This is a genomic window from Paracoccus aeridis (assembly GCF_004923205.2).
In the GTDB taxonomy this organism is placed as follows: domain Bacteria; phylum Pseudomonadota; class Alphaproteobacteria; order Rhodobacterales; family Rhodobacteraceae; genus Paracoccus; species Paracoccus aeridis.
In genome coordinates this window covers 400586-421662 of sequence record NZ_SELD02000018.1, presented here as the reverse complement: position 1 = coordinate 421662, position 21077 = coordinate 400586, and the positions used below count along the sequence as shown (strand labels likewise).

The following is a 21077-nucleotide window of genomic DNA, read 5'->3' as shown; positions in this document are numbered from 1 at the left end:
TCATCAGGGGCTTGGTAACAGATCCGCGACTGGTCAAAGCAGCGTCTCGGCGGCCAGCCATGCTTTTGACGCAACGTCCAGACCCCGATCGCCCCGCTTTACGTGACGTTTCCCGCCTGCGATGCTGCGATGCAACTCCGTTCAACTCAGAGGCACCCGATGACCACCCAGGACAGGATCATGGAATCGCTCGCGACGGTTCCGGTGCCCGGCGGCGGAAATCTCGTTTCGGCCGACCTGGTCCGGGCCCTGCAGGTATCCGGCGACGGCGTCGTCCGATTCGTGATCGAGGCGTCCGACCCCCAGCTCGCCCGCGCGCTGGAGCCCGCCCGCGCGCAGGCCGAGGCGCTGCTGAAGGCGCTGCCCGGCGTCACCTCGGTCCAGATCGTCACCACCGCGCCCGCCGGCCGCACCGCGGCGGTCGCCGCGCAAAGCGGCGGGGCGGGTTCCGGCGCAGTTCCCGGGGCGGGTTCCGGGGCGCCCGCGCCCAACCTCAGGATCGGTCGACATCCGACGCCGCAGGCGGGGCCGCTCGCGATCCCCGGCGTCGACCGGATCATCGCGATCGGGTCCGGCAAGGGCGGGGTCGGCAAGTCCACCCTCACCACGAATCTCGCCGTGGCGCTCGCCCGCGCGGGGCGGCGCGTGGGCGTCCTTGACGCCGACATCTACGGCCCCAGCCAGCCCCGCATGCTGGGCGTGACCGCGCGCCCGACGAGCGCAGGCGACCGGATCCAGCCGGTGCGCGCGCACGGGCTGGCCATGATGTCGCTGGGCCTGATGATGAAGGAAGGCGAGGCGGTGGTCTGGCGCGGGCCGATGCTGATGGGCGCGCTGCAGCAGATGCTGAACCAGGTGGACTGGGGCGACCTGGACGTGCTGCTGGTCGACCTGCCGCCCGGCACCGGCGACGTGCAGCTGAGCCTGTGCCAGAAGGCGCAGGTGACGGGCGCGATCATCGTTTCCACCCCGCAGGACGTGGCGCTGATCGATGCCCGGCGCGCGATCGACATGTTCGACAAGCTGCGGACCCCGGTGCTGGGACTGGTCGAAAACATGTCCGTCTATGTCTGCCGCAACTGCGGGCACGAGGAACACCTGTTCGGCCACGGCGGCGTCGCGGCCGAGGCGCAGGCGCGCGGCCTGCCGTTCCTGGGCGAGATCCCGCTGGATCTTTCGGTGCGGACGGGCGGGGACGAGGGCCGCCCCGTCGCCGCGACCGGCGGGCCGGTGGCCGACGCCTATGCCCGCCTGGCCGAGCGGCTGGTCGCCGGCGGGATGGGCTGAGCGACCGATCCCGCGACGGAAAGGGACGCCTGCCTGGACCTGCGCTGCGGCTGGGAAAAGGTGGGAACGGGGCAGGGAATCCGAATCAAGGCGGCGTGATGACCCGTGAGGAGCGTTCGCGCCAGCCGGGCCGTTCCGTGATCCTCATGCTCCAACCTTCCCACCATCGGCACCTTTCCGCGCTTTCGGGAAAAGGTGGGACTATTCTGCCACATATTTCCGCTCCACAATATCTAGTGGGCAGCTTCCGCGCTGAGCCTACAACTTCCGCTGGCATCACCGGGGCGTGATGATGTTCTTGCGACGTTCTCGCGCGCGCTCTTGCCGACGTCCGCTGACGCCCCGAACAAACCCGTTGCTTCCCATGAAATCCCATGCCATCCCTTTCCTCACGGAAGGCGGATCAAGGGGCGCCCAAGACCCCACGCCAAGGCAGGCTTCATACAGGCAGCCGTTCTTCCGAAAAACGACCCGGTCGCGTGCGAGCAGCATCTTCCCCAGATGGCGCGACGAACCGGGCGATCCCCGAAACTTCGGGGCCCAGAGATGGGAACGAGGGCGGCGGATCGGGCAGTGGCAGCGGCCCGATCCGCCCTTTCCCGTTTCGGGCGACCGGAACGGGCGGACAGTGGAAGGACGCGGGCTTGGCGCGCAGGTTCAGAGGCTCGGAAGAGGTCAAGGTCGACGCCAAGGGGCGCGTCTCGATCCCGGCCAAGTTCCGCCGCGTCTTCGAAAGCTGCGACCCGGACTGGGAAACCGGCAAGCGCCCGCAGCTCGTGATCGTCTACGGCCGGGCGGACTGGCGCCATCTCGAACTCTACACCCTGGAAGCGATCGAGGAGATCGACGCCCAGATCGACCAGATGCAGCGCGGCAGCCCCGAGCGCCGGCTGCTCGAATCCATCATGCACGGCGCGGCCGAGGAAGCCGAGATCGACCCCGACGGGCGTCTCGTCCTGCCGCAGAAGCTGCGCGAGAAGGTCGGCCTGGACGACCGCGCCTTCTTCGTGGCCGCCGGCGACTACCTCAAGGTCTGGCGCCCCGAAACCTACGACGAGGCCGAGGGCGACGCGGTCGAGGCGCTGGTCGCGGAACTGGGCGAAGGCTTCGACCCGCGTTCCCTGCTGCCGCCGCTCGCCCCGGCCCGCCGTCCCGAATCGAGGGCCGACGACTGATGCCCGGCGCGGCACCCCATGTGCCGGTGCTGCTCGGTCCGTTGCTCGCGGCCGTGGCGCCCGTGCGCGGCACCTGGGTCGACGGCACCTTCGGCGCGGGCGGCTATGCGCGCGGCCTGCTGGACGCGGGCGCGGACCGCGTGATCGGCATCGACCGCGATCCTTCGGTCTTCGCCATGGCACGGGCCTGGGCGGGCGATCACGGCGACCGGCTGCGCCTGGTCGAGGGCACGTTTTCCGATCTCGACACCCTTGCGGGCGGTCCGGTGGACGGCGTGGTGCTGGACCTCGGCGTCAGCTCGATGCAGCTCGACCAGCCCGAGCGCGGCTTTTCCTTCCTGCGCGACGGGCCGCTCGACATGCGGATGGGCGGCGGCGGGCCGTCGGCGGCGGATCTTCTGAACACCGCCGACGAGGGCCGCATCGCCGACGTGCTGTACCACTACGGCGAGGAACGCGCGGCCCGGCGTATCGCCCGCGCCATCGTCAGGGCGCGCCCGCTGACCCGCACCGCGCAGCTGGCCGACGTGGTCCAGTCCTGCCTGCCGCGCCCGAAACCGGGGCAGAGCCACCCGGCGACCCGCGCCTTCCAGGCGATCCGGATCTGGGTCAACGACGAGTTCGGCCAGCTTGTCGCGGGCCTTGCCGCCGCCGAACGGGCGCTGGTGCCGGGCGGCAGGCTCGCGGTCGTCAGCTTCCATTCGCTCGAGGACCGGATCGTCAAGCGCTTCATGCAGGGCCGCGCCAACGCGGCGGGCGGCGGCAGCCGCCACGCGCCCGAGACGCCGCAGGACGCACCCGCCTTCACGCTGCCCTTCCGCCGCGCCATCGGCGCGGACGAGGCCGAGCTTGCCGCGAACCCCCGCGCCCGCTCGGCCTACCTGCGCGTCGCCGTCCGCACCGACGCAGCCCCGGGCCAGGCCGACGACCGCACGCTGGGCCTGCCACAACTGCCGGGGGGCGGCTGATGCGCGCGCTGCTGTACGTGATGACCGTGGTCGCGGTGATGGGCCTCGCCTTCTGGGCCTATCGCGAGAACTACCGCACCCAGGCCGCCATCGACGAGATGAACGGGATCCAGAACGAGATCGCGGGCCTGCGCGAGCAGCTGGGTGTCCTGCGCGCGGAATGGGCCTATCTGAACCGGCCCGAGCGGCTGCGCGACCTCGTGGACCTGAACTTCGAACGGCTGCAACTGGTCCCGGTGCAGTCGGGCCAGTTCGTGGACGTGGCGCACGTCGACTACCCGAAGCTGCGCGAATTCCAGGGCCCCCCGGCGCCCGACGCCTTCACCGACCCGCAGCCCGGGTTGCAGCCCGGCGCTGCCGCATCCGCGCCGGGGACAGCCGCCGGCACCGCCATCGCCCGCCCCGCATCCCGCCCCGCCGAAAGGGAGACTCAGCCGTGATCCGCACCCCACTGCGCCCGCTGGCCCGCATCCTCCGCGCCCGCGAGGCGGGCGAGAACCCCGACGACATCGAGGCCGAGAACCGCGCCCGCCGCCATGCCGAGATCCAGGACAGGACCCGCAAGCGCGCGTCCTTCCGGCTGTGGCTGATGACCTTTGCCTTCACCGCCGCCTTTGGCGCCGTGGGGATGCGGATGGGCGCGCTCGCGTCCTCGGACCCCAGCGAGCCGCGCGCGCAGACGACGGGCGCGCGCATCATCTCGCAGCGCGCCGACATCGTGGACCGGCGCGGGCGGGTGCTGGCGACGAACCTGTCCACCCACGCGCTTTATGCCCACCCCCACCAGATGGTGGACCCGCGCCGGGCCGCGACCGAGCTGGCCGAGATCTTTCCCGACCTCGACGAGAAGCAGCTGACCAGGGACTTCACCGGCAAGCGCACCTTCGTCTGGATCAAGAAGAAGCTGTCGCCCGAACAGATGCAGGCCGTCCATGACATCGGCGAGCCGGGCCTGCTGTTCGGCCCGCGCGAGATGCGGCTTTACCCGAACGGCCAGCTGGCGAGCCACATCCTCGGCGGCTCGACCTTCGGGGCCGAGGGCGTGAGCAGCGCCGAGGTGCTGGGCATGGCGGGCGTCGAAAAGGCGTTCGACAACTGGCTGCGCGATCCCGCCAACGCGGGCGCGCCGCTCACCCTGTCCATCGACCTGACCGCGCAGGCGGCGATGGAGGAGGTGCTGTCGAACGGCATGCGCGTCATGAACGCCAAGGGCGCGGCCGGCGTGCTGATGGAGGTCGCGACCGGCGAGGTCCTCGCCATGGCGAGCCTGCCCGACTTCGACCCCAACGACCGCCCCCGCCCCGCGCTGAAGGGCGATCCGTCCGACAGCCCGCTGTTCAACCGCGCGGTGCAGGGCCAGTACGAGCTCGGGTCCACCTTCAAGCTGTTCCCGGTCGCGCAGGCGATCGACGAGAAGCTCATCAACCCCAACACGATGATCAACGCGAACTCGCCGATGAAGATCGGCAAGTACCTGATCCACGATTTCCACAACTATGGCGGCAGCCTGTCGGTGGCGGACATCCTGGCCAAGTCCTCGAACGTGGGCACGGTGCGGATCGCGCAGATGCTGGGACCGGAGCGGCAGCAGAAGTTCCTGAAGGACCTCGGCTTCTTCGAGGCGACGCAGATCGAGATGACCGAGGCGCCGACCGGCAAGCCGCTGGTGCCGCAGCGCTGGCCCGCGGTGACGGCGGCGACCGTCGCCTTCGGCCACGGCCTTGCGGCGAGCCCGCTGCACCTGGCCGCCGCCTACGCCACGATCGCGAATGACGGCCACCGCGTCCGCCCGACGCTGGTCCACCGCCGCGACCATCCGCAGGGCGAACGGGTGCTGTCGGAACCCGCCGCCCGGACCGCGCGCGGCCTGCTGCGCGGCGTCGTCACCCGCGGCACCGCGCGGGCGGCCGAGGTCGAAGGCTACGACGTGGCCGGCAAGACGGGGACCGCCGACAAGCCGCGCCCGGGTGGCGGCTACTACGACAGCAAGGTCATCTCGAACTTCGCGAGCATGTTCCCGGTGGATAACCCGAAATACGTTCTGGTCGTGACGCTGGACGAACCCTCGGTCACGAACGCGGGCGGGGCCACGGCGCGCACGGCGGGGCAGACGGCGGCCCCGGTCGCGGCCGAGATGGTGCGCCGCCTCGCCCCCATCGTGGGCCTGCGGCCTCATGCCGACGCGGACCTGCCGGTGATTGAAAACCGGACCCCGGCTGATCTAAAGGTCGCGACCAACTGAAGAGGTGACGGTCCGGCGAACGGACGGGCGTGCGGACCGAAGGGACGAGGTGACGGGTGACGGTGACGGGTGACGGCAAGCTTCTGTCCGCGCTGGGTTTGCGGGCAAGGGACGGGCGCGACCCGACCATCACCGGCCTTTCGGTCGACAGCCGCACCGTGCGGGACGGCCACCTGTTCGCCGCGCTGCCCGGATCGGCCACCCACGGGGGCGAGTTCATCCGGTATGCCCTGCGCCAAGGCGCCGGAGCGATCCTGACCGACCGCCGCGGCGCGCAGATCGCCGCCGCCGAGCTTGCCGCGTCCGGCGCCGCCGTGGTGGTGGCCGAGGACCCGCGCGCCGCGCTCGCCGGGGCCGCCGCGCTGTGGTTCGCGGCCCAGCCCGAAACGGTCGTCGCCGTCACCGGCACGTCCGGCAAGACCTCGGTCGCGACCTTCACCCGCCAGATCTGGCAGGCGCTCGGGCACAAGGCGATCAGTCTCGGCACGATGGGGGTCGAGGGCGACCATACCGCCAAGCTCGCCCACACCACGCCCGAGCCGGTGACGCTGCACCGCGTGCTGGCCGAAGCGGCGGCGGCGGGCGTCACCCACGCCGCGATGGAGGCGTCGTCCCACGGCTTGGACCAGCGCCGGCTGGACGGGGTGCGGGTGCGCGCGGGGGCCTTCACGAACTTCAGCCAGGACCATCTCGACTATCACGAGGGCTTCGACGAATACTTCGCGGCCAAGGCGCTGCTGTTCGACCGCATCCTCCAGCCGGGCGACACCGCCGTCATCAACATCGACAGCGACCGCGGCCAGCAGATGGCCGAGATCGCGGTGGACGGCGACCTGCGCCTGACGGCCGTGGGCCACGACGAGGCCTGCGACCTGCGCATCCTCGGCCAGCGCTACGACGCGACGGGCCAGGACCTGCGCTTTTCCATGGACGGGCGCACGCATCTGGTGCGCCTGAACCTGATCGGCGGCTTCCAGGCGGAAAACGTGCTGGCGGCGGCGGGGCTCTGCATCGCCTCGGGCGACGCGCCGGACCGGGTGCTAGCGGCGCTGCCGGGCCTGACCACCGTGCGCGGCCGGATGGAGCTTGCGGCGGTGCGCGAGAACGGCGCGGCGGTGTTCGTGGACTACGCGCACAAGCCCGGCGCGGTGGTCGCGGCGCTGCAGTCGCTGCGCCCGCACGTCATGGGGCGGATCATCGTCGTGCTGGGCGCGGGAGGCGACCGCGACCGCGGCAAGCGCCCGCTCATGGGGGAAGCCGCGCGTCAGTTCGCGGACGTGGTCTACATCACCGACGACAACCCCCGGACCGAGGATCCGGCCGCGATCCGGGCCGAGGTCATGGCCGGTGCGGGCCCCGACGCGACCGAGGTCGCCGACCGGGCCGAGGCGATCCTGCGCGCCGTCGACGCGCTGCAGCCCGGCGACGCGCTGCTGATCGCGGGCAAGGGCCACGAGACCGGGCAGATCGTCGGCAGCGACGTGTTCCCCTTCGACGACGCCGAACAGGCGTCGGTTGCCGTGGCGGCGCTGGACGGCCGGATATGACGCTCTGGACCTCTGCCGACGCGGCCGGCGCGACCGGCGGACGGGCGACGACCGGCTGGGCCGCGACCGGCATTTCGATCGACACCCGCACGATCCGGCCGGGCGACCTGTTCGTCGCCCTGAAGGACGCCCGCGACGGCCACGACTTCGTGGCGCAGGCGCTCGACAAGGGTGCCGCCGCCGCGCTCGTCAGCCGGGTGCCCGAGGGCGTGTCGGGCGACGCGCCTCTGCTGATCGTCCCCGACGTGCTGCCCGCGCTCGAGGCGCTGGGCCGTGCGGGCCGGGCGCGCACGGGCGCGCGGGTGCTGGCGATCACCGGCAGCGTCGGCAAGACATCGACCAAGGACATGGCGGCCGCCGCGCTGTCGGGGCAGGGCCGGGTCCACGCCGCGGAAGCCAGCCTCAACAACCACTGGGGCGTCCCCCTGACGCTGGCGCGGATGCCGCGGGACACCGACTTCGCTATCCTCGAACTCGGCATGAACCATCCCGGCGAGATCGCGCCGCTTTCCCGCATGGCCCGCCCCCACGTCGCCATGATCACGACCGTCGCCCCCGCCCACATGGAGGCGTTCGGCAGCCTCGAAGGCATCGCGCGCGAGAAGGGGGCGATCGTGGAAGGTCTCGCCCCCGCCGGCCACGCGATCCTTCCCGAGGATCTGACCGTCACCCCGATCCTGCGCGACGCGGCGGACGCCGCGGCGGCGATCGTCGTCGGCTTCGGCCGGGACGGCGCGGCCAGGCCGCTGAGATCCGACGTTACCGCCGACGGCACCACGCAGGTCCGTGCCCGCATCCTGGGCGAGACGGTCGACTTCACGCTGGCGAGCGCGGGCGCGCATTTCGTGATGAACGCCGTGGGCGTGCTGGCGGCGCTCTCGGCGCTGGGCGCCGACGTCAGGCAGGCCGCCGCCGACCTGTCCCGCTGGCAGCCCTACAAGGGCCGCGGCGGGGTGGAACGGGTGGGCGGCATCACCATCCTGGACGACAGCTACAACGCGAACCCCGCCAGCCTCGCCGCGGGGCTGGACACGCTGGCCCGGCTCCACGGCCGCAAGGTCGCGATCCTGGGCGACATGCTGGAACTCGGCGCCGACGAGAACCGCCTGCACGCCGATATCGCCGGCCATCCCGCGCTGCAGGGCGTTGCGCTGGTCCACGCCTGCGGTCCGCGGATGCGCCACCTGATGGACGCGCTGCCCGAGACGAAGCGCGGCATCTGGACAGAGACGGCGGCCGAGTTGTGCGCCCGCGCGGACGCGCTGGCGCGGGACGGCGACGTCGTGTTCGTGAAGGGCTCCAAGGGCTCGCAGGTCGCGCGCGTGGTTGACGCGATCCGCGAAAGCCGTCAGACGCGCGCGCCTGGACAAGACACGGGCAACCCGGACGACCCGCGACCGCCCGCTCCGAAAGGTTGAACCCGCATGCTCTACTGGCTCACGAACCTGTCGCCGGAAGGTGCCGGCGGCATCTTCAACCTGTTCCGCTACATCACCTTCCGCGCGGGTGCGGCGTTCTTCACGGCGCTGGTGTTCGGCTTCATCTTCGGGCGCCCGCTCATCAACTGGCTGCGCGTCAAGCAGAAGAAGGGCCAGCCCCTGCGCGAGATCGGCCCCGACCACGTCCACAAGGGCGGCACCCCCACGATGGGCGGGATCCTGATCCTGTCGTCGCTGGCGATCTCGACCCTGCTGTGGGCGCGGCTCGACAACGTCTATGTCTGGATCGTGCTGCTGGTGACGGCGGCCTTCGCCGCGATCGGGTTCGCGGACGACTATGCCAAGGTGAAGAAATACACCCATGCGGGCGTGTCGGGCCGGGTCCGCATGGCGCTGGGGCTGGCGGTCGGCATCGCGGCCGCGATCGCGGTCGCGCAGGCGAACCCGCCGGCGCTGTCGGGGCAGCTGGCGCTGCCCTTCGTCAAGAACGCGCTGATCGACCTGGGGCTGTTCTTCATCCCCTTCGCGATGCTGGTGATCGTGGGGGCGGCGAACGCGGTGAACCTGACCGACGGGCTGGACGGGCTGGCGATCGGCCCGGTGATGATCGCGGCCGGCACCTTCGGCGTGATCGCCTATCTCGTCGGCAACAAGGTCTTCGCGGACTATCTCGGCGTCCACTTCGTTCCCGGAACTGGCGAGCTTCTGGTCTTCGTGTCGGCGCTGATCGGCGGGGGCCTGGGGTTCCTGTGGTACAACGCCCCGCCCGCGGCGGTGTTCATGGGCGACACCGGCTCGCTCGCGCTGGGCGGCGCGCTGGGGGCAATCGCGATCTGCGTCAAGCACGAGGTGGTGCTGGCGATCGTCGGCGGCCTTTTCGTGGTCGAGGCGCTGAGCGTCATCATCCAGGTCGCCTATTTCAAGCGGACCGGCAAGCGCGTGTTCCTGATGGCCCCGATCCACCACCACTTCGAGAAGAAGGGCTGGGCCGAGCCGCAGATCGTGATCCGCTTCTGGATCATAGCGCTGGTGCTGGCGCTGATCGGGTTGTCGACGCTGAAGCTGAGGTGAGGGCGTGAAGATCCACAGCACGCCGAACCTTCCCAGCCGGGACTTCGACGTGACGGAAGCGTTCTACGCGCGGCTGGGCTTCGCGACAGGGTGGCGCGACGAGGGATGGATGATCCTCAGGCGCGGGGACGCGGTCATCGAGTTCTTCCCGCATCCCCATCTGCGACCTGAGGAAAGCTGGTTCAGCGCCTGCCTGCGGACCGATGATCTGGACGCGCTGCATGCGGAGTTCGCGGAACTGCGCCTGCCCGGCGCCGGCATCCCGCGCCTTCAATCCGGCATTCAGCTGGTGACTGACGAGCTTCGCATGTTCGCCGTCATCGACCCGGACGGCAGCCTGATCCGTTGCCTGGGTGCCTGATCGGCGGCGCGCCGGCCGAGGCGTTCCTGCGCGACCCTCACCCCCTTTCCCCGATGTGGTAATCGCCCCGGCCGTTTTGCTACACCACGCCGACTCGGCCACGCGCCGCACAGACAGGAGCCGCCCATGATCCCCGTCCAAGGCGTCACCGGCCAGACCATCGCCGTCCTCGGGCTCGGCCGCTCGGGCCGGGCCACCGCCGCCGCGCTGGTTGCAGGCGGCGCGGACGTCGTCGCCTGGGACGACAGCGCCGACACCCGCGCCGCCGCCGAGGCCGAGGGGCTGGCGCTCGTCGACCTGACCCGCGACCGGGGGTGGGAGCAGCGGATCGACGCGCTCGTCACCTCGCCGGGGATCCCGCATCTCTACCCCGCGCCGCACCCGGCCATCGCGCAGGCCTGCGCGCGGGGCGTGCCGGTGGACAACGACATCGGCCTGTTCTTCCGCAGCTTCGCGACCTCGGGGTGGGAGGAGTTCGACACGCCGCCGCGCGTGATCTGCGTCACCGGGTCGAACGGGAAGTCCACCACCACCGCGCTGATCCACCACATCCTCACCGAGGCCGGGCGGCGCTCGCAGATGGGCGGGAACATCGGCACCGGCGTCCTGTCGCTGGACCCGCCGCAGGACGGCGAGGTCGTCGTGCTGGAACTGTCGTCCTACCAGACCGACCTCGCCCGCGCGCTCACGCCCGACGTGGCGGTGTTCACGAACCTTTCCCCCGACCACCTCGACCGGCACGGCGGCATGGGCGGGTATTTCGCGGCCAAGCGGCGGCTGTTTTCGGAAGGGGGGCCGGACCGCTGCGTGATCGGCGTGGACGAGGCCGAGGGGCGGTATCTTGCCGGGCAGATGGCGCAGTCGCCGCAGGACGACCGGGTGATCCGCATTTCGGTGGACGAGAAGCTGGAACGCTTCGGCTGGTCGGTGTTCGCGCGGAAGGGCTTTCTTTCCGAATACCGCAAGGGGCGGCAGGTCGCGTCCATCGACCTGCGCGGCGTCCGGGGGCTGCCGGGCGCGCACAACCATCAGAACGCCTGCGCGGCCTATGCCGCGACCCGCGCGGTGGGCGTCGCCCCGCGCGAGATCGAGGCGGCGTTCGCCAGCTTCGCGGGCCTGCCGCACCGCAGCCAGACGGTGGCCGAGATCGGCGGCGTGGCGTTCGTCAACGACAGCAAGGCCACCAACGCCGACGCCGCCGAAAAGGCGCTGCTGGCCTTCGACAACATCCGCTGGATCGCGGGCGGCATGGGGAAGGAAGGCGGGATCGCCGCGCTGGCGCCGCTGTTTTCCCGCGTGAAGAAGGCCTACCTGATCGGCCATTCGGCCCGCGATTTCGCCTTGCAACTGTCGGGGACCCCGCACGAGGTCGTGGACACGATGGACGCCGCCGTGGCCCGCGCAGCCGCCGAGGCCGAGCCGGGCGACACGGTCCTGCTGACCCCGGCGGCGGCCAGCTTCGACCAGTATCCGAACTTCGAGAAACGCGGCGAACACTTCGCGGCGCTGGTGGCGGCGCTGAAGTAGCGCGGCCGGCCGACGCGCGGCGGGGACGGGGTCGCCCCGTCGCCTCCGGCGGGGATGTTCCGGACAGGAGATCGTGTTCGAGGCAGGCACCCGCCGCGGCGTCATCACGCAATCTATGATAGCCTCGCGGGGCCAACCGCGCTATCTTCGCCGCAGACCCGGAAAACGGGCGCAAGGCAGAGGCAGTGACGGCGGTGCTCCCATGACCGAGATGGTCTTCGGCTCGACGCGTGTGCGTTCGGGCGATCCGATTCTTCCACGCTGGTGGCGCACGCTCGACAAGTGGACGCTGGCCTGCGTGGTCGGGCTGTTCGCGATCGGGATCCTGCTGGGGCTCGCCGCGTCCGTGCCGCTGGCCGAGAAGAACGGGCTGCCGCGCTTCTACTATGTCAACCGGCAGGGAATCTTCGGCGGCGTCGCGCTGGTCGTGATGCTGGTGATCTCGATGATGTCGCCGCGGCAGGTGCGAAGGCTCGGGGTGGTGATCTTCGCCGTCGCGTTCCTGACCGTGGTGGCGCTGCCGGTGATCGGCACCGACTTCGGCAAGGGCGCGACGCGGTGGCTGAGCCTCGGGTTCACCTCGATCCAGCCGTCCGAGTTCCTCAAGCCCGGCTTCGTGGCGCTGGTCGCGTGGTTCATGGCCGCGAGCCAGGAGGTGGGCGGACCCCCCGGCAAGTCGCTTGCGGCGGCGACCACCTTCGCCGTGGTCCTGATGCTCGCGCTGCAACCCGACTTCGGGCAGGCCTCGCTGGTGCTGTTTTCCTGGGGCGTGATGTATTTCGTCGCCGGCGCGCCGCTGGTGTATCTTCTGGCCGCCGCGGGCGTGGCCGGGGCAGGGGGCATGTTCGCCTATGCCAATTCCGAGCACTTCGCGCGCCGGATCAACGGCTTCCTGTCGCCCGAGATCGATCCGCGCACGCAGATCGGCTACGCCACCAACGCCATCCAGGAGGGCGGCTTCTTCGGCGTCGGCGTGGGCGAGGGGTCGGTCAAGTGGTCGCTTCCCGACGCGCATACCGACTTCATCATCGCGGTCGCGGCCGAGGAATACGGCTTCATCATGGTGCTGGCGATCATCCTTCTTTACGCGACCGTCGTCGCCCGGTCGCTGGTGCGGCTGACGGGCGAGCGCGATCCCTTCGCGCGGATCGCGGGCACGGGCCTTGCCTGCGCCTTCGGGGTGCAGGCGCTGATCAACATGGGCGTCGCGGTCCGACTGCTGCCCGCCAAGGGAATGACGCTGCCGTTCGTGAGCTATGGCGGCTCGTCCATCGTCGCCTCGGCCATCGCCATGGGGATGCTGCTGGCGCTGACCCGGACCCGGCCGCAGGGCAACATCGCCGACGTGCTGGGGCGCGCGGGACGGTGAACGAGGACGAGGTGAACGAGGACGAGGTGAACGGGGGCCAGGTGAACGGGGGCGGAGCCAGCGGGGGCCGGGTGAACGGGGGCGGAAAGCTCGCGCTGATCGCCGCGGGCGGCACGGGCGGGCACATGTTCCCCGCGCAGGCGCTGGCGGAACGGCTGCTGGCCGGCGGATGGCGGGTGAAGCTGTCCACCGACGACCGGGGCGCGCGCTACGCCGGCGGCTTTCCGGCCGAGGTCGCGCGCGAGATCGTGCCGTCGGCCACGACCGCGCGGGGCGGCATCGCGGGCAGGTTCGCCGCGCCGTTCCGGATCGGCGCGGGCGTGACGCGCGCGCTCGCCGACCTGCGGAAGGACCGTCCCGCGATCGTCGTGGGCTTCGGCGGCTATCCCACGATCCCCGCGATGGGGGCGGCGCTCACCCTGCGGATCCCGCGCATGATCCATGAACAGAACGGCGTCATGGGCCGGGTGAACCGCCTGTTCGCCGCACGGGTCGACAAGGTCGCCTGCGGCACGTGGCCCACCGTCCTGCCGGACGGCGTCGACGCGGTCCATGTCGGAAACCCCGTGCGGCAGGCCATCCTCGACCGCGCCGCCGCGCCCTACGCGGCCCCCGACGACGGACCGCTGCGGCTGCTGGTGATCGGCGGCAGCCAGGGCGCGCGCGTGCTGTCCCGGACCGTCCCCGCGGCCGTCGCCGAACTGCCCCCCGACATCCGCGCCCGCCTGCAGGTAAGCCACCAGGCGCGGGCCGAGGACGTGGCCGACGTCTCGGCCGCCTACGCCGCCGCAGGGGCCGCGGCCGAGGTGCAGCCGTTCTTTTCCGACGTGCCCGAGCGCATGGCCGGCTGCCAGGTCGTCGTCAGCCGCGCCGGCGCGTCGTCGCTGGCCGAGATCACCGTCATCGGCCGCCCCGCGATCCTGATCCCCTTCGCGGCCGCGACCGGGGACCACCAGTCCGCGAACGCGCGCGCGCTGGCCGAATCGGACGCCGCGGTCGTGCTGCCCGAATCGGTGCTGGACATTTCCAGCCTGACGCGCGACCTCAACGCGATCCTCACCGACGCCGCCCGCGCAAGCCGCATGGCGTCCGCCGCCCTGTCGATGGGCCGCCCCGACGCGGCGGCCCGCCTTTACGACCTCGTCACGGAAATCAGCTCATGAACGCAGCCACCAAGCTTCCGGGGGAACTCGGCCCCATCCACTTCGTCGGGATCGGCGGCATCGGCATGTCGGGCATCGCCGAGGTGCTGATGACGCTGGGCTACGACGTGCAGGGGTCGGACGCGAAGCGGTCGAAGATCACCGACCGGCTGGAGAAGCTGGGCGCGCGCGTGTTCGAAGGCCAGCGGGCCGAGAACATCGGCGAGGCCGGCGTGGTCGTCATTTCCACCGCGATCAAGAAGGGCAACCCGGAACTGGAGGAGGCGCGGCTGCGCGGCCTGCCCGTGGTGCGCCGGGCCGAGATGCTGGCGGAACTGATGCGTCTCAAGTCCAACATCGCCATCGCCGGGACGCACGGAAAGACGACGACCACGACGATGGTGGCGACGCTTCTGGACGCGGGCGGGTTCGACCCGACCGTCATCAACGGCGGTGTCATCCACGCCTACGGGTCCAACGCGCGCGCCGGCGCGGGAGAGTGGATGGTGGTCGAGGCCGACGAATCGGACGGCAGCTTCAACCGCCTGCCCGCGACCATCGCCATCGTCACCAACATCGACCCCGAGCACATGGACCACTGGGGCAGCTTCGACCGGCTGCGGCAGGGATTCCTGGACTTCGCGTCGGGGATCCCCTTCTACGGCCTGGCCGTCTGCTGCACCGACGACCCCGAGGTGCAGGCGCTGGTCGGCAAGCTGACCGACCGCCGCGTCGTGACCTTCGGCTTCAACGCGCAGGCCGACGTGCGCGCGGTGAACCTGCGCTACGAGAACGGCACCTCGTGCTTCGACGTGGCCTTGCAGGCGGAACGCGGCGACGACGGGATCGTGCCGGTGATCGAGGGCTGCACCCTGCCGATGCCGGGCGACCACAATGTTTCCAACGCGCTGTCGGCCGTCGCCGTTGCCCGCCATCTCGGGATGAAGAAGGATGAGATCCGGGCGGCGCTTGCCAGGTTTGGCGGGGTCGGGCGGCGGTTCACCAAGGTGGCGGAAATCGACGGCGTGACCATCATCGACGATTACGGCCATCATCCGGTGGAAATCGCCGCCGTGCTGAAGGCGGCCCGGCAGGCCACCAGGGGCCGCGTCATCGCCGTTCACCAGCCGCACCGCTTCTCGCGGCTCGCGAACCTCTTCGACGACTTCTGCACCTGCTTCAACGAGGCCGACGTGGTCGCCATCGCCGATGTCTATTCCGCGGGCGAGGAACCGATCCCGGGCGCCAGCCGCGACGACCTGGTGCAGGGGCTGATCGCCCACGGGCACCGCCACGCCCGTGCGCTTCTGGACGAACCCGAACTGGCGCGGCTGGTGCGCGAGCAGGCGCGGCCGGGCGACATGGTCGTCTGCCTCGGCGCGGGCACGATCTCGTCCTGGGCCAACGCGCTGCCCGAGCGGCTGCAGGTCAGGGCGGCATGAGCGACGTCCACCCCCAGCTCTGCGTCGGCGCCGCGCTGCTGTGGGTGGTGGCGGCGCTTGTGACCGTGCGGATGCGGTCCGACCGGCGGGGCGCCGCGCTGTGGTGCCTGACCTTCGCCGGGGTGCCGCTTCTGGGCTGGCTCACGCTCTGCTGGGGCCCGACCGCGGGTCTCGCGGTGTTCCTGCTGGGCGGGGCGATCCTCGCCGGCCCCCTGCGGCGGCTCGACGACACCTGATCCCCGCGCCTTGCCGCGGCCGGATGCCCGTCCGCCCCGTCCTTGACCCTTTCCCGTCTGCGCGGTTGCAAGCATCCGCGCGCTCCACTACGGGCTTCCGCCCGAAGGAGACCTGCCATGACCGACCTTCCCGCCGTGCGCGGCACGCTGACTTCGGGGCGCCCTCTGGCCGATCTGACCTGGCTCAGGGTGGGCGGCCCGGCGGACTGGCTGTTCCAGCCCGCCGACCTCGACGACCTGTCATCCTTCCTGCGCGACCTCGATCCGCGGATCGAGGTGTTTCCGATGGGCGTGGGGTCGAACCTGATCGTGCGCGACGGCGGCATCCGCGGGGTGGTGGTGCGGCTGGGCCGCGGCTTCAACGAGATTTCGGTCGACGGCGACCGGGTCACGGCGGGGGCGGGGGCGCTCGGCGCCCACGTCGCCCGCCGCGCGGCCGAGGCGGGGGTGGACCTGACCTTCCTGCGGACCATTCCCGGCAGCGTCGGCGGCGCGGTGCGGATGAACGCCGGCTGCTACGGCACCTACGTCGCGGACGCGCTGTGCGAGGTTCAGGCCGTGGCCCGCGACGGCGCCGTGCTGACGCTGACGCCGGGCGATCTGGACTTCGCCTATCGCTCGACCTCGCTGCCCGAGGGCTGGGTGCTGACCCGCGCGACCTTCAGCGGCCCCGCGGGCGACCCGGCCGGGCTTGCGGCGCGGATGGACGACCAGCTCGCCCGCCGCGACGCGACCCAGCCCACGAAGGACCGCACCGCCGGATCGACCTTCCGCAACCCGGCGGGTTACAGCTCGACCGGGCGCGACGACGACACGCACGACCTGAAGGCGTGGAAGCTGATCGAGGACGCGGGCCTGCGCGGCCATCGCCTCGGCGGCGCGCAGATGAGCGAGAAGCACCCGAACTTCCTCATCAACACCGGCACGGCAACGGCGGCAGACCTGGAAAGCCTGGGCGAGCTGGTCCGCGCGCGCGTGCGCGAGACGACGGGGCGCCAGCTGACCTGGGAGGTGATCCGGGTGGGCGAGGGGTAGGGGTGTCGGCGTCGTCGCAACCGCTCGCAAGTTAGCGAGTTGTTCAGTCGTGCCGTGTATGCGAGAGTCGTTATCCGGCGAGGGGACATCCGCATGCGTCTTTCAATCGTGGTTGACGTCCAGTACGATCCGGACGCCGAGGTGTGGGTGGGGACCAGCAACGACGTTCGCGGCCTGGTGGTCGAGGGCGAAGACCTCGACGCACTGGCGAAGAACGTGCTGTCTGCCGTTCCGGCATTGATCGAATTGAACGGGCTGCCGAAGCGGCGGTTCGCCTGGCTGGCGTCTTTGCTGGGTCGCAGGTTCGACAGTTCGAGGGTCGAGCTCGATATCCGACAGCACGCTGTGCTGAGTGCGCACGGCTCCCTCTGCTGAATGGCCGGCTTCTATCGTGAACTGATCTCGATGCTTGAGAGGGCAGGTTGCAAGTTCGTCCGCGAAGGCAGTGGCGATCACGAGATCTGGTACAGCCCCAGAACCAGAATCCACTTCACGGTGGATAAAGGAACCAAGTCGAGGCACACGGCCAACGGTATCCTGAAGCAGGCCGGCCTGAAGAAAGCTTTCTGACCCCCCGCCCGCGCCGACCCGCGCAAACCCGTAAAACCGGGCCGGTCGCGCACAAAGCCCCTTCCCGCATCCCGGCTTTCCCCCTATCATCCCCTTCATAACGCGCCGCAAACGGCGCAGCGGGGTCTTCAAGGCTCATACACAGGCATCCGGGCCAACCGGGGCTGAACGAGGCGAAAACGTGGCGGGCGAGTCGAGCAGGACGGCCCACACCGTGGCAGTCCTGATGGGCGGACCCTCGGCCGAGCGCGAGGTTTCGCTGTCGTCGGGGCGCGAGTGCGCGCAGGCGCTGCGGGTGGCGGGCTACCAGGTTGTCGAGATCATTCTCGATGCGGATCAGGGCGCGACCCTGCCCGCGCGGCTGGCCGACGCGCGCGCCGACGTCGTCTTCAACGCATTGCACGGGAAGATGGGCGAGGACGGGCGCGTCCAGGGGCTGATGGACTGGCTGGGCGTGCGCTACACGCATTCCGGCGTGCTGGCCTCGGCGCTCGCGATGGACAAGACCCGCGCCAAGCAGGTGTTCCGCGACGCAGGGCTTCCGGTCGTGGAAAGCCGCATCGCCTGCGCCGCCGAGGTCCGCGCGCGCCACGTCATGCCTGCCCCCTACGTGGTCAAGCCAAACGACGAGGGGTCGTCCGTCGGCGTCTACATCGTGCGCGAGGACAACAACGGCCCGCCGCAGCTGTCCGACGACATGCCCGGCCACGTGATGGTGGAAGCCTACGCGCCGGGCCGCGAGCTCACGACCGCCGTGCTGGGCGACCGCGCGCTCGGCGTGACCGAGATCATCACCGAGGGCTGGTACGACTACGACGCGAAGTATCGCGCCGGCGGGTCGCGCCATGTCGTCCCGGCCGCGATCCCGGACGAGATCGCGGCGGCCTGCCTCGATTACGCCGTCCGCGCCCACCGGGCCTTGGGGTGCCGCGGCCTCAGCCGGACCGACTTCCGCTGGGACGATGCGCGCGGGCTGGCGGGGCTGGTCCTGCTGGAAACCAACACCCAGCCCGGCATGACGCCGACCTCGCTGGCGCCCGAACAGGCGGCGCAGGCGGGCATGGATTTCCCGGCGCTCTGCCGCTGGATCGTGGAGGACGCGCTGTGCAGCACCTGACCCGCGACAGCCAGCGCCAGGCCATGCTGGGCCGGCCCGCGCCCGCCCGCGCCCCCGGCGGCCGCCCGCAGCCGCAGGCCCGGCCCGCGCGCCGCGACCCGGCGCCGTCACGGCTGGCCTACCGGCTGAACCGGATCTGGCTCACCCCGCTCTATCGCCGCGTGCTGCGGCTGGGCGTCCCCGCCTTCGCGCTGGCGATGGTCGTCGGGCTCTACCTGTCGGACGAAACCCGCCGGGCCGAGATCAGCGGCAGCGTCACCGCGATGGTCGAGAAGGTGCAGACCCGCGACGAGTTCATGGTGCACGCGATGAAGATCGAGGGCGCCTCGCCGGTGGTCGACAAGGGCCTGCGGGCGATGCTGCCGGTGACGCTGCCCGCATCGAGCTTCGACATCGACCTCGAGGCGCTCAGGGCGTCGGTCATGAACCTCGACGCGGTCGAGAAGGTCGAGCTGCGGATCGAGCCCGGCGGTGTCCTGTCGGCGGTCGTGACCGAGCGCACGCCCGCGATCCTGTGGCGCCACGCGCGGGGGATCGAGCTTCTGGACGCGACCGGCCACCGCGTCGCATCCGCCACCTCGCGCGACGTGCGCCCGGACCTGCCGATGATCACGGGCGAGGGCGCGAACGCCAACACGGCCGAGGCGCTGGCCCTGATCGAGGCGGCCGGGCCGATCCTTCCGCGCGTGCGCGGGCTCGAGCGCATGGGCGCGCGGCGCTGGGACCTGGTGCTCGACCGCGGCCAGCGGATCATGCTTCCCGAGGACCGGGCCGTGCAGGCGCTGGAACACGCGATCGCGCTGGACCGCACGCAGACGCTGCTGTCGCGGGACGTGGCGGTCGTGGACCTGCGCAACGGCGACCGGCCGATCGTGCGGATCGGGATGACCGCGCAGAACACGCTGCGGCGCGCGCGGGGCGAGCCCGAGATCGGGCCGGACGGAAAGATCATCGAACCGGACGACGGCAAGACCGCCGCGAAGCCGGGCAAGACGACCGCGGCGGCCAAGTCCTCGAAGAAGGGCTGAGCGGCGGAAGGCAGACGGCAGGCGACGGAAGACAGGCAACGGACAGGCAGGGGGCGCGAGCAGGGCGATGGGCGATCTTTACCAGGTGCAGCGGGCGATGCGGCAGATGCGCCGGGCGGCGCTGGCGCGCGGCGTCATGGCGGTGCTGGACATCGGCACCTCCAAGATGTCGTGCATCGTCCTGCAGTTCGACGGACCCGGCCAGTTCCGCGAGGAGGACGGCGTGGGCCCGATGGCGGGGCAGTCGAACTTCCGCGTGATCGGCGCGGCGACGACCCAGTCGCGCGGCATGCGCTACGGCGAGATCGAGACGATGGCCGAGACCGAGCGCGCGGTCCGCACGGTCGTGTCGTCGGCCCAGAAGCGGGCGGGGGTGCGCGTGGATCACGTCATCGCCTGCCTGTCCGGCGCGCGCCCCTCGTCCTACGGGCTGGCGGGCGAGGTGTCGCTCGACAGCGGCAAGTGCACCGAACATGACATCGGCGCGGTGCTGGCGGCGTGCGACGTCCCCGATTTCGGGCGCGGGCGCGAGGTGCTGCACGCGCAGCCGGTGAACTTCGCGGTCGACGGGCGCTCGGGGCTGTCGGACCCGCGCGACCACGTCGGCAACCGGCTGGCGGTCGACGTCCACGCGCTGACGATCGACGGGGATGCCGCCGGCAACCTCGTCCACTGCATCCGGCGCTGCGACCTGGAACTGGCCGGGGTCGCGTCGGCCGCCTATGTCGCGGGGCGCGCGGCGCTGGTCGAGGACGAACAGGAACTCGGCAGCGCCTGCATCGACATGGGCGGCGGCATCACCGGCGTCTCGATCTTCGTGCGCAAGCACATGATCTTCGCCGACGCGGTGCGGATGGGGGGCGAGCTCGTCACCCAGGACATCGCCCGCGGCCTGCGCGTGTCCACGCAGATGGCCGAGTGGCTCAAGACCCGCCACGGCGGGATCGAGGCGACGGGGCGCGACGACCGCGAGATGATCCAGGTGGACGGCGGCACCGGCGCCGACGCGGGCGACTGGGACCACGACCGCCGCGCCGTCAGCCGCGCCGACCTGATCGGCATCATGCGCCCCCGGGTCGAGGAGATCCTGGACGAGGTGCGCGCCGTCCTCGACGCCGCCGGCTTCGACTGCATGCCCAGCCGCCAGATCGTCCTGACCGGCGGCGGCAGCCAGATCCCGGGGCTGGAGACGCTGGCCGCCCGGATCCTGGGCCAGAACGTACGGATCGGGCGGCCGCTGAGGATCCAGGGGCTGGCGCAGAACATGACCACGCCGGGACACGCGGCGACGGTGGGGCTCGCGCTGTTCGCGGCGCACCCGCAGGACGAATGGTGGGACTTCGACATGCCCGTCAGCAGCCACGGCGCGCGCAGCGTCCGGCGCGTGGCGCGCTGGTTCCGCAACCACTGGTGACTTCTCGTGGGGGCCGCCGAGGCCGTTTCCACCAGATGATGGGGCGTGGGCAACATACCGCCGACGGTCGCGGGCGCACACGCCATATTTTGTGGATAAACCCCGTT

Annotated in this window: 20 protein-coding genes; all 20 read left to right on the top strand. The window is 71.2% G+C overall.

The annotated features are described in order from the left end of the window. Nucleotides 1-159 precede the first annotated feature (159 nt). The 20 genes from ELI80_RS08765 (at nt 160) to ftsA (ending at nt 20970) form a co-directional block, all read left to right on the top strand. Nucleotides 160-1287 carry an Mrp/NBP35 family ATP-binding protein gene (locus tag ELI80_RS08765; protein WP_136650706.1) on the top strand — a complete coding sequence of 376 codons (1128 nt, stop codon included), beginning with the start codon at nt 160-162 and terminating at the stop codon, nt 1285-1287. Nucleotides 1288-1931: 644 nt separating this feature from the next. Then, a complete protein-coding gene (mraZ, locus tag ELI80_RS08760) occupies nt 1932-2462 on the top strand; it encodes a division/cell wall cluster transcriptional repressor MraZ (protein WP_201740587.1) in 531 nt (176 codons plus the stop codon). Continuing rightward, nucleotides 2462-3430 (top strand): 16S rRNA (cytosine(1402)-N(4))-methyltransferase RsmH, encoded by a 969-nt coding sequence (rsmH, locus tag ELI80_RS08755; RefSeq protein ID WP_136650704.1) that lies wholly within the window; start codon nt 2462-2464, stop codon nt 3428-3430. The genes mraZ and rsmH overlap by 1 nt, the downstream gene beginning before the upstream one ends. Continuing rightward, nucleotides 3430-3870, top strand: a complete 441-nt coding sequence (gene ftsL, locus ELI80_RS16410; protein ID WP_236641393.1) for a cell division protein FtsL — start codon at nt 3430-3432, stop codon at nt 3868-3870. Before rsmH ends, ftsL begins: the two co-directional genes overlap by 1 nt. Beyond that, entirely contained in the window at nt 3867-5672 is a 1806-nt protein-coding gene (locus tag ELI80_RS08745; protein WP_136650703.1) for a peptidoglycan D,D-transpeptidase FtsI family protein, read from the top strand. Before ftsL ends, ELI80_RS08745 begins: the two co-directional genes overlap by 4 nt. 62 nt (nt 5673-5734) lie before the next feature. Beyond that, nucleotides 5735-7219 carry a UDP-N-acetylmuramoyl-L-alanyl-D-glutamate--2,6-diaminopimelate ligase gene (locus ELI80_RS08740; protein ID WP_201740592.1) on the top strand — a complete coding sequence of 495 codons (1485 nt, stop codon included), beginning with the start codon at nt 5735-5737 and terminating at the stop codon, nt 7217-7219. Continuing rightward, entirely contained in the window at nt 7216-8637 is a 1422-nt protein-coding gene (locus ELI80_RS08735) for a UDP-N-acetylmuramoyl-tripeptide--D-alanyl-D-alanine ligase (RefSeq protein WP_136650702.1), read from the top strand. The genes ELI80_RS08740 and ELI80_RS08735 overlap by 4 nt, the downstream gene beginning before the upstream one ends. Nucleotides 8638-8643: 6 nt before the next feature. Next, nucleotides 8644-9729 (top strand): phospho-N-acetylmuramoyl-pentapeptide-transferase, encoded by a 1086-nt coding sequence (gene mraY / locus ELI80_RS08730; RefSeq protein WP_136650701.1) that lies wholly within the window; start codon nt 8644-8646, stop codon nt 9727-9729. A 4-nt stretch (nt 9730-9733) separates the two neighbouring features. Further along, nucleotides 9734-10090: a bleomycin resistance protein gene (locus ELI80_RS08725; protein ID WP_136650700.1), complete on the top strand. Its 357-nt coding sequence runs from the start codon at nt 9734-9736 to the stop codon at nt 10088-10090. 126 nt (nt 10091-10216) lie between these two features. Beyond that, nucleotides 10217-11617 carry a UDP-N-acetylmuramoyl-L-alanine--D-glutamate ligase gene (murD, locus tag ELI80_RS08720; RefSeq protein ID WP_136650699.1) on the top strand — a complete coding sequence of 467 codons (1401 nt, stop codon included), beginning with the start codon at nt 10217-10219 and terminating at the stop codon, nt 11615-11617. 202 nt (nt 11618-11819) lie between these two features. After that, nucleotides 11820-12986 carry a putative lipid II flippase FtsW gene (gene ftsW, locus ELI80_RS08715; protein ID WP_136650698.1) on the top strand — a complete coding sequence of 389 codons (1167 nt, stop codon included), beginning with the start codon at nt 11820-11822 and terminating at the stop codon, nt 12984-12986. A gap of 71 nt (nt 12987-13057) precedes the next feature. Further along, the gene (locus tag ELI80_RS08710; protein WP_268939862.1) at nt 13058-14149 is read left to right on the top strand and encodes a UDP-N-acetylglucosamine--N-acetylmuramyl-(pentapeptide) pyrophosphoryl-undecaprenol N-acetylglucosamine transferase; all 1092 of its coding nucleotides are present in this window, start codon (nt 13058-13060) and stop codon (nt 14147-14149) included. Then, on the top strand, nt 14146-15570 hold the full coding sequence (gene murC, locus ELI80_RS08705) for a UDP-N-acetylmuramate--L-alanine ligase (protein WP_136650697.1): 1425 nt from the start codon (nt 14146-14148) through the stop codon (nt 15568-15570). The genes ELI80_RS08710 and murC overlap by 4 nt, the downstream gene beginning before the upstream one ends. Continuing rightward, a complete protein-coding gene (locus ELI80_RS08700) occupies nt 15567-15806 on the top strand; it encodes a DUF2484 family protein (RefSeq protein WP_136650696.1) in 240 nt (79 codons plus the stop codon). Before murC ends, ELI80_RS08700 begins: the two co-directional genes overlap by 4 nt. A 117-nt stretch (nt 15807-15923) precedes the next feature. Beyond that, nucleotides 15924-16841, top strand: coding sequence for a UDP-N-acetylmuramate dehydrogenase (gene murB / locus ELI80_RS08695; protein WP_136650695.1), 918 nt, complete (start codon nt 15924-15926; stop codon nt 16839-16841). A 93-nt stretch (nt 16842-16934) separates the two neighbouring features. After that, nucleotides 16935-17216 carry a DUF1902 domain-containing protein gene (locus tag ELI80_RS08690; protein ID WP_136650694.1) on the top strand — a complete coding sequence of 94 codons (282 nt, stop codon included), beginning with the start codon at nt 16935-16937 and terminating at the stop codon, nt 17214-17216. Continuing rightward, on the top strand, nt 17217-17411 hold the full coding sequence (locus ELI80_RS08685; RefSeq protein WP_136650693.1) for a type II toxin-antitoxin system HicA family toxin: 195 nt from the start codon (nt 17217-17219) through the stop codon (nt 17409-17411). 226 nt (nt 17412-17637) lie between these two features. Next, the gene (locus tag ELI80_RS08680; RefSeq protein ID WP_236641405.1) at nt 17638-18528 is read left to right on the top strand and encodes a D-alanine--D-alanine ligase; all 891 of its coding nucleotides are present in this window, start codon (nt 17638-17640) and stop codon (nt 18526-18528) included. Between the two features lie 23 nt (nt 18529-18551). Beyond that, the gene (locus ELI80_RS08675) at nt 18552-19556 is read left to right on the top strand and encodes a cell division protein FtsQ/DivIB (RefSeq protein WP_136650785.1); all 1005 of its coding nucleotides are present in this window, start codon (nt 18552-18554) and stop codon (nt 19554-19556) included. A 67-nt stretch (nt 19557-19623) separates the two neighbouring features. Then, the gene (gene ftsA, locus ELI80_RS08670; protein ID WP_136650691.1) at nt 19624-20970 is read left to right on the top strand and encodes a cell division protein FtsA; all 1347 of its coding nucleotides are present in this window, start codon (nt 19624-19626) and stop codon (nt 20968-20970) included. The last annotated feature ends 107 nt before the right edge of the window (nt 20971-21077 follow it).

What these genes read in the sequence shown, in the direction of transcription:
- ELI80_RS08765 (WP_136650706.1), top strand. Translation starts at nt 160, where the DNA reads ATGACCACCCAGGACAGGATCATGGAATCGCTCGCGACGGTTCCGGTG.
- rsmH (WP_136650704.1), top strand. Translation starts at nt 2,462, where the DNA reads ATGCCCGGCGCGGCACCCCATGTGCCGGTGCTGCTCGGTCCGTTGCTC.
- ftsL (WP_236641393.1), top strand. Translation starts at nt 3,430, where the DNA reads ATGCGCGCGCTGCTGTACGTGATGACCGTGGTCGCGGTGATGGGCCTC.
- ELI80_RS08735 (WP_136650702.1), top strand. Translation starts at nt 7,216, where the DNA reads ATGACGCTCTGGACCTCTGCCGACGCGGCCGGCGCGACCGGCGGACGG.
- mraY (WP_136650701.1), top strand. Translation starts at nt 8,644, where the DNA reads ATGCTCTACTGGCTCACGAACCTGTCGCCGGAAGGTGCCGGCGGCATC.
- murD (WP_136650699.1), top strand. Translation starts at nt 10,217, where the DNA reads ATGATCCCCGTCCAAGGCGTCACCGGCCAGACCATCGCCGTCCTCGGG.
- ftsW (WP_136650698.1), top strand. Translation starts at nt 11,820, where the DNA reads ATGACCGAGATGGTCTTCGGCTCGACGCGTGTGCGTTCGGGCGATCCG.
- murC (WP_136650697.1), top strand. Translation starts at nt 14,146, where the DNA reads ATGAACGCAGCCACCAAGCTTCCGGGGGAACTCGGCCCCATCCACTTC.
- ELI80_RS08700 (WP_136650696.1), top strand. Translation starts at nt 15,567, where the DNA reads ATGAGCGACGTCCACCCCCAGCTCTGCGTCGGCGCCGCGCTGCTGTGG.
- murB (WP_136650695.1), top strand. Translation starts at nt 15,924, where the DNA reads ATGACCGACCTTCCCGCCGTGCGCGGCACGCTGACTTCGGGGCGCCCT.
- ELI80_RS08690 (WP_136650694.1), top strand. Translation starts at nt 16,935, where the DNA reads ATGCGTCTTTCAATCGTGGTTGACGTCCAGTACGATCCGGACGCCGAG.
- ELI80_RS08685 (WP_136650693.1), top strand. Translation starts at nt 17,217, where the DNA reads ATGGCCGGCTTCTATCGTGAACTGATCTCGATGCTTGAGAGGGCAGGT.
- ELI80_RS08680 (WP_236641405.1), top strand. Translation starts at nt 17,638, where the DNA reads ATGGGCGGACCCTCGGCCGAGCGCGAGGTTTCGCTGTCGTCGGGGCGC.
- ELI80_RS08675 (WP_136650785.1), top strand. Translation starts at nt 18,552, where the DNA reads ATGCTGGGCCGGCCCGCGCCCGCCCGCGCCCCCGGCGGCCGCCCGCAG.
- ftsA (WP_136650691.1), top strand. Translation starts at nt 19,624, where the DNA reads ATGGGCGATCTTTACCAGGTGCAGCGGGCGATGCGGCAGATGCGCCGG.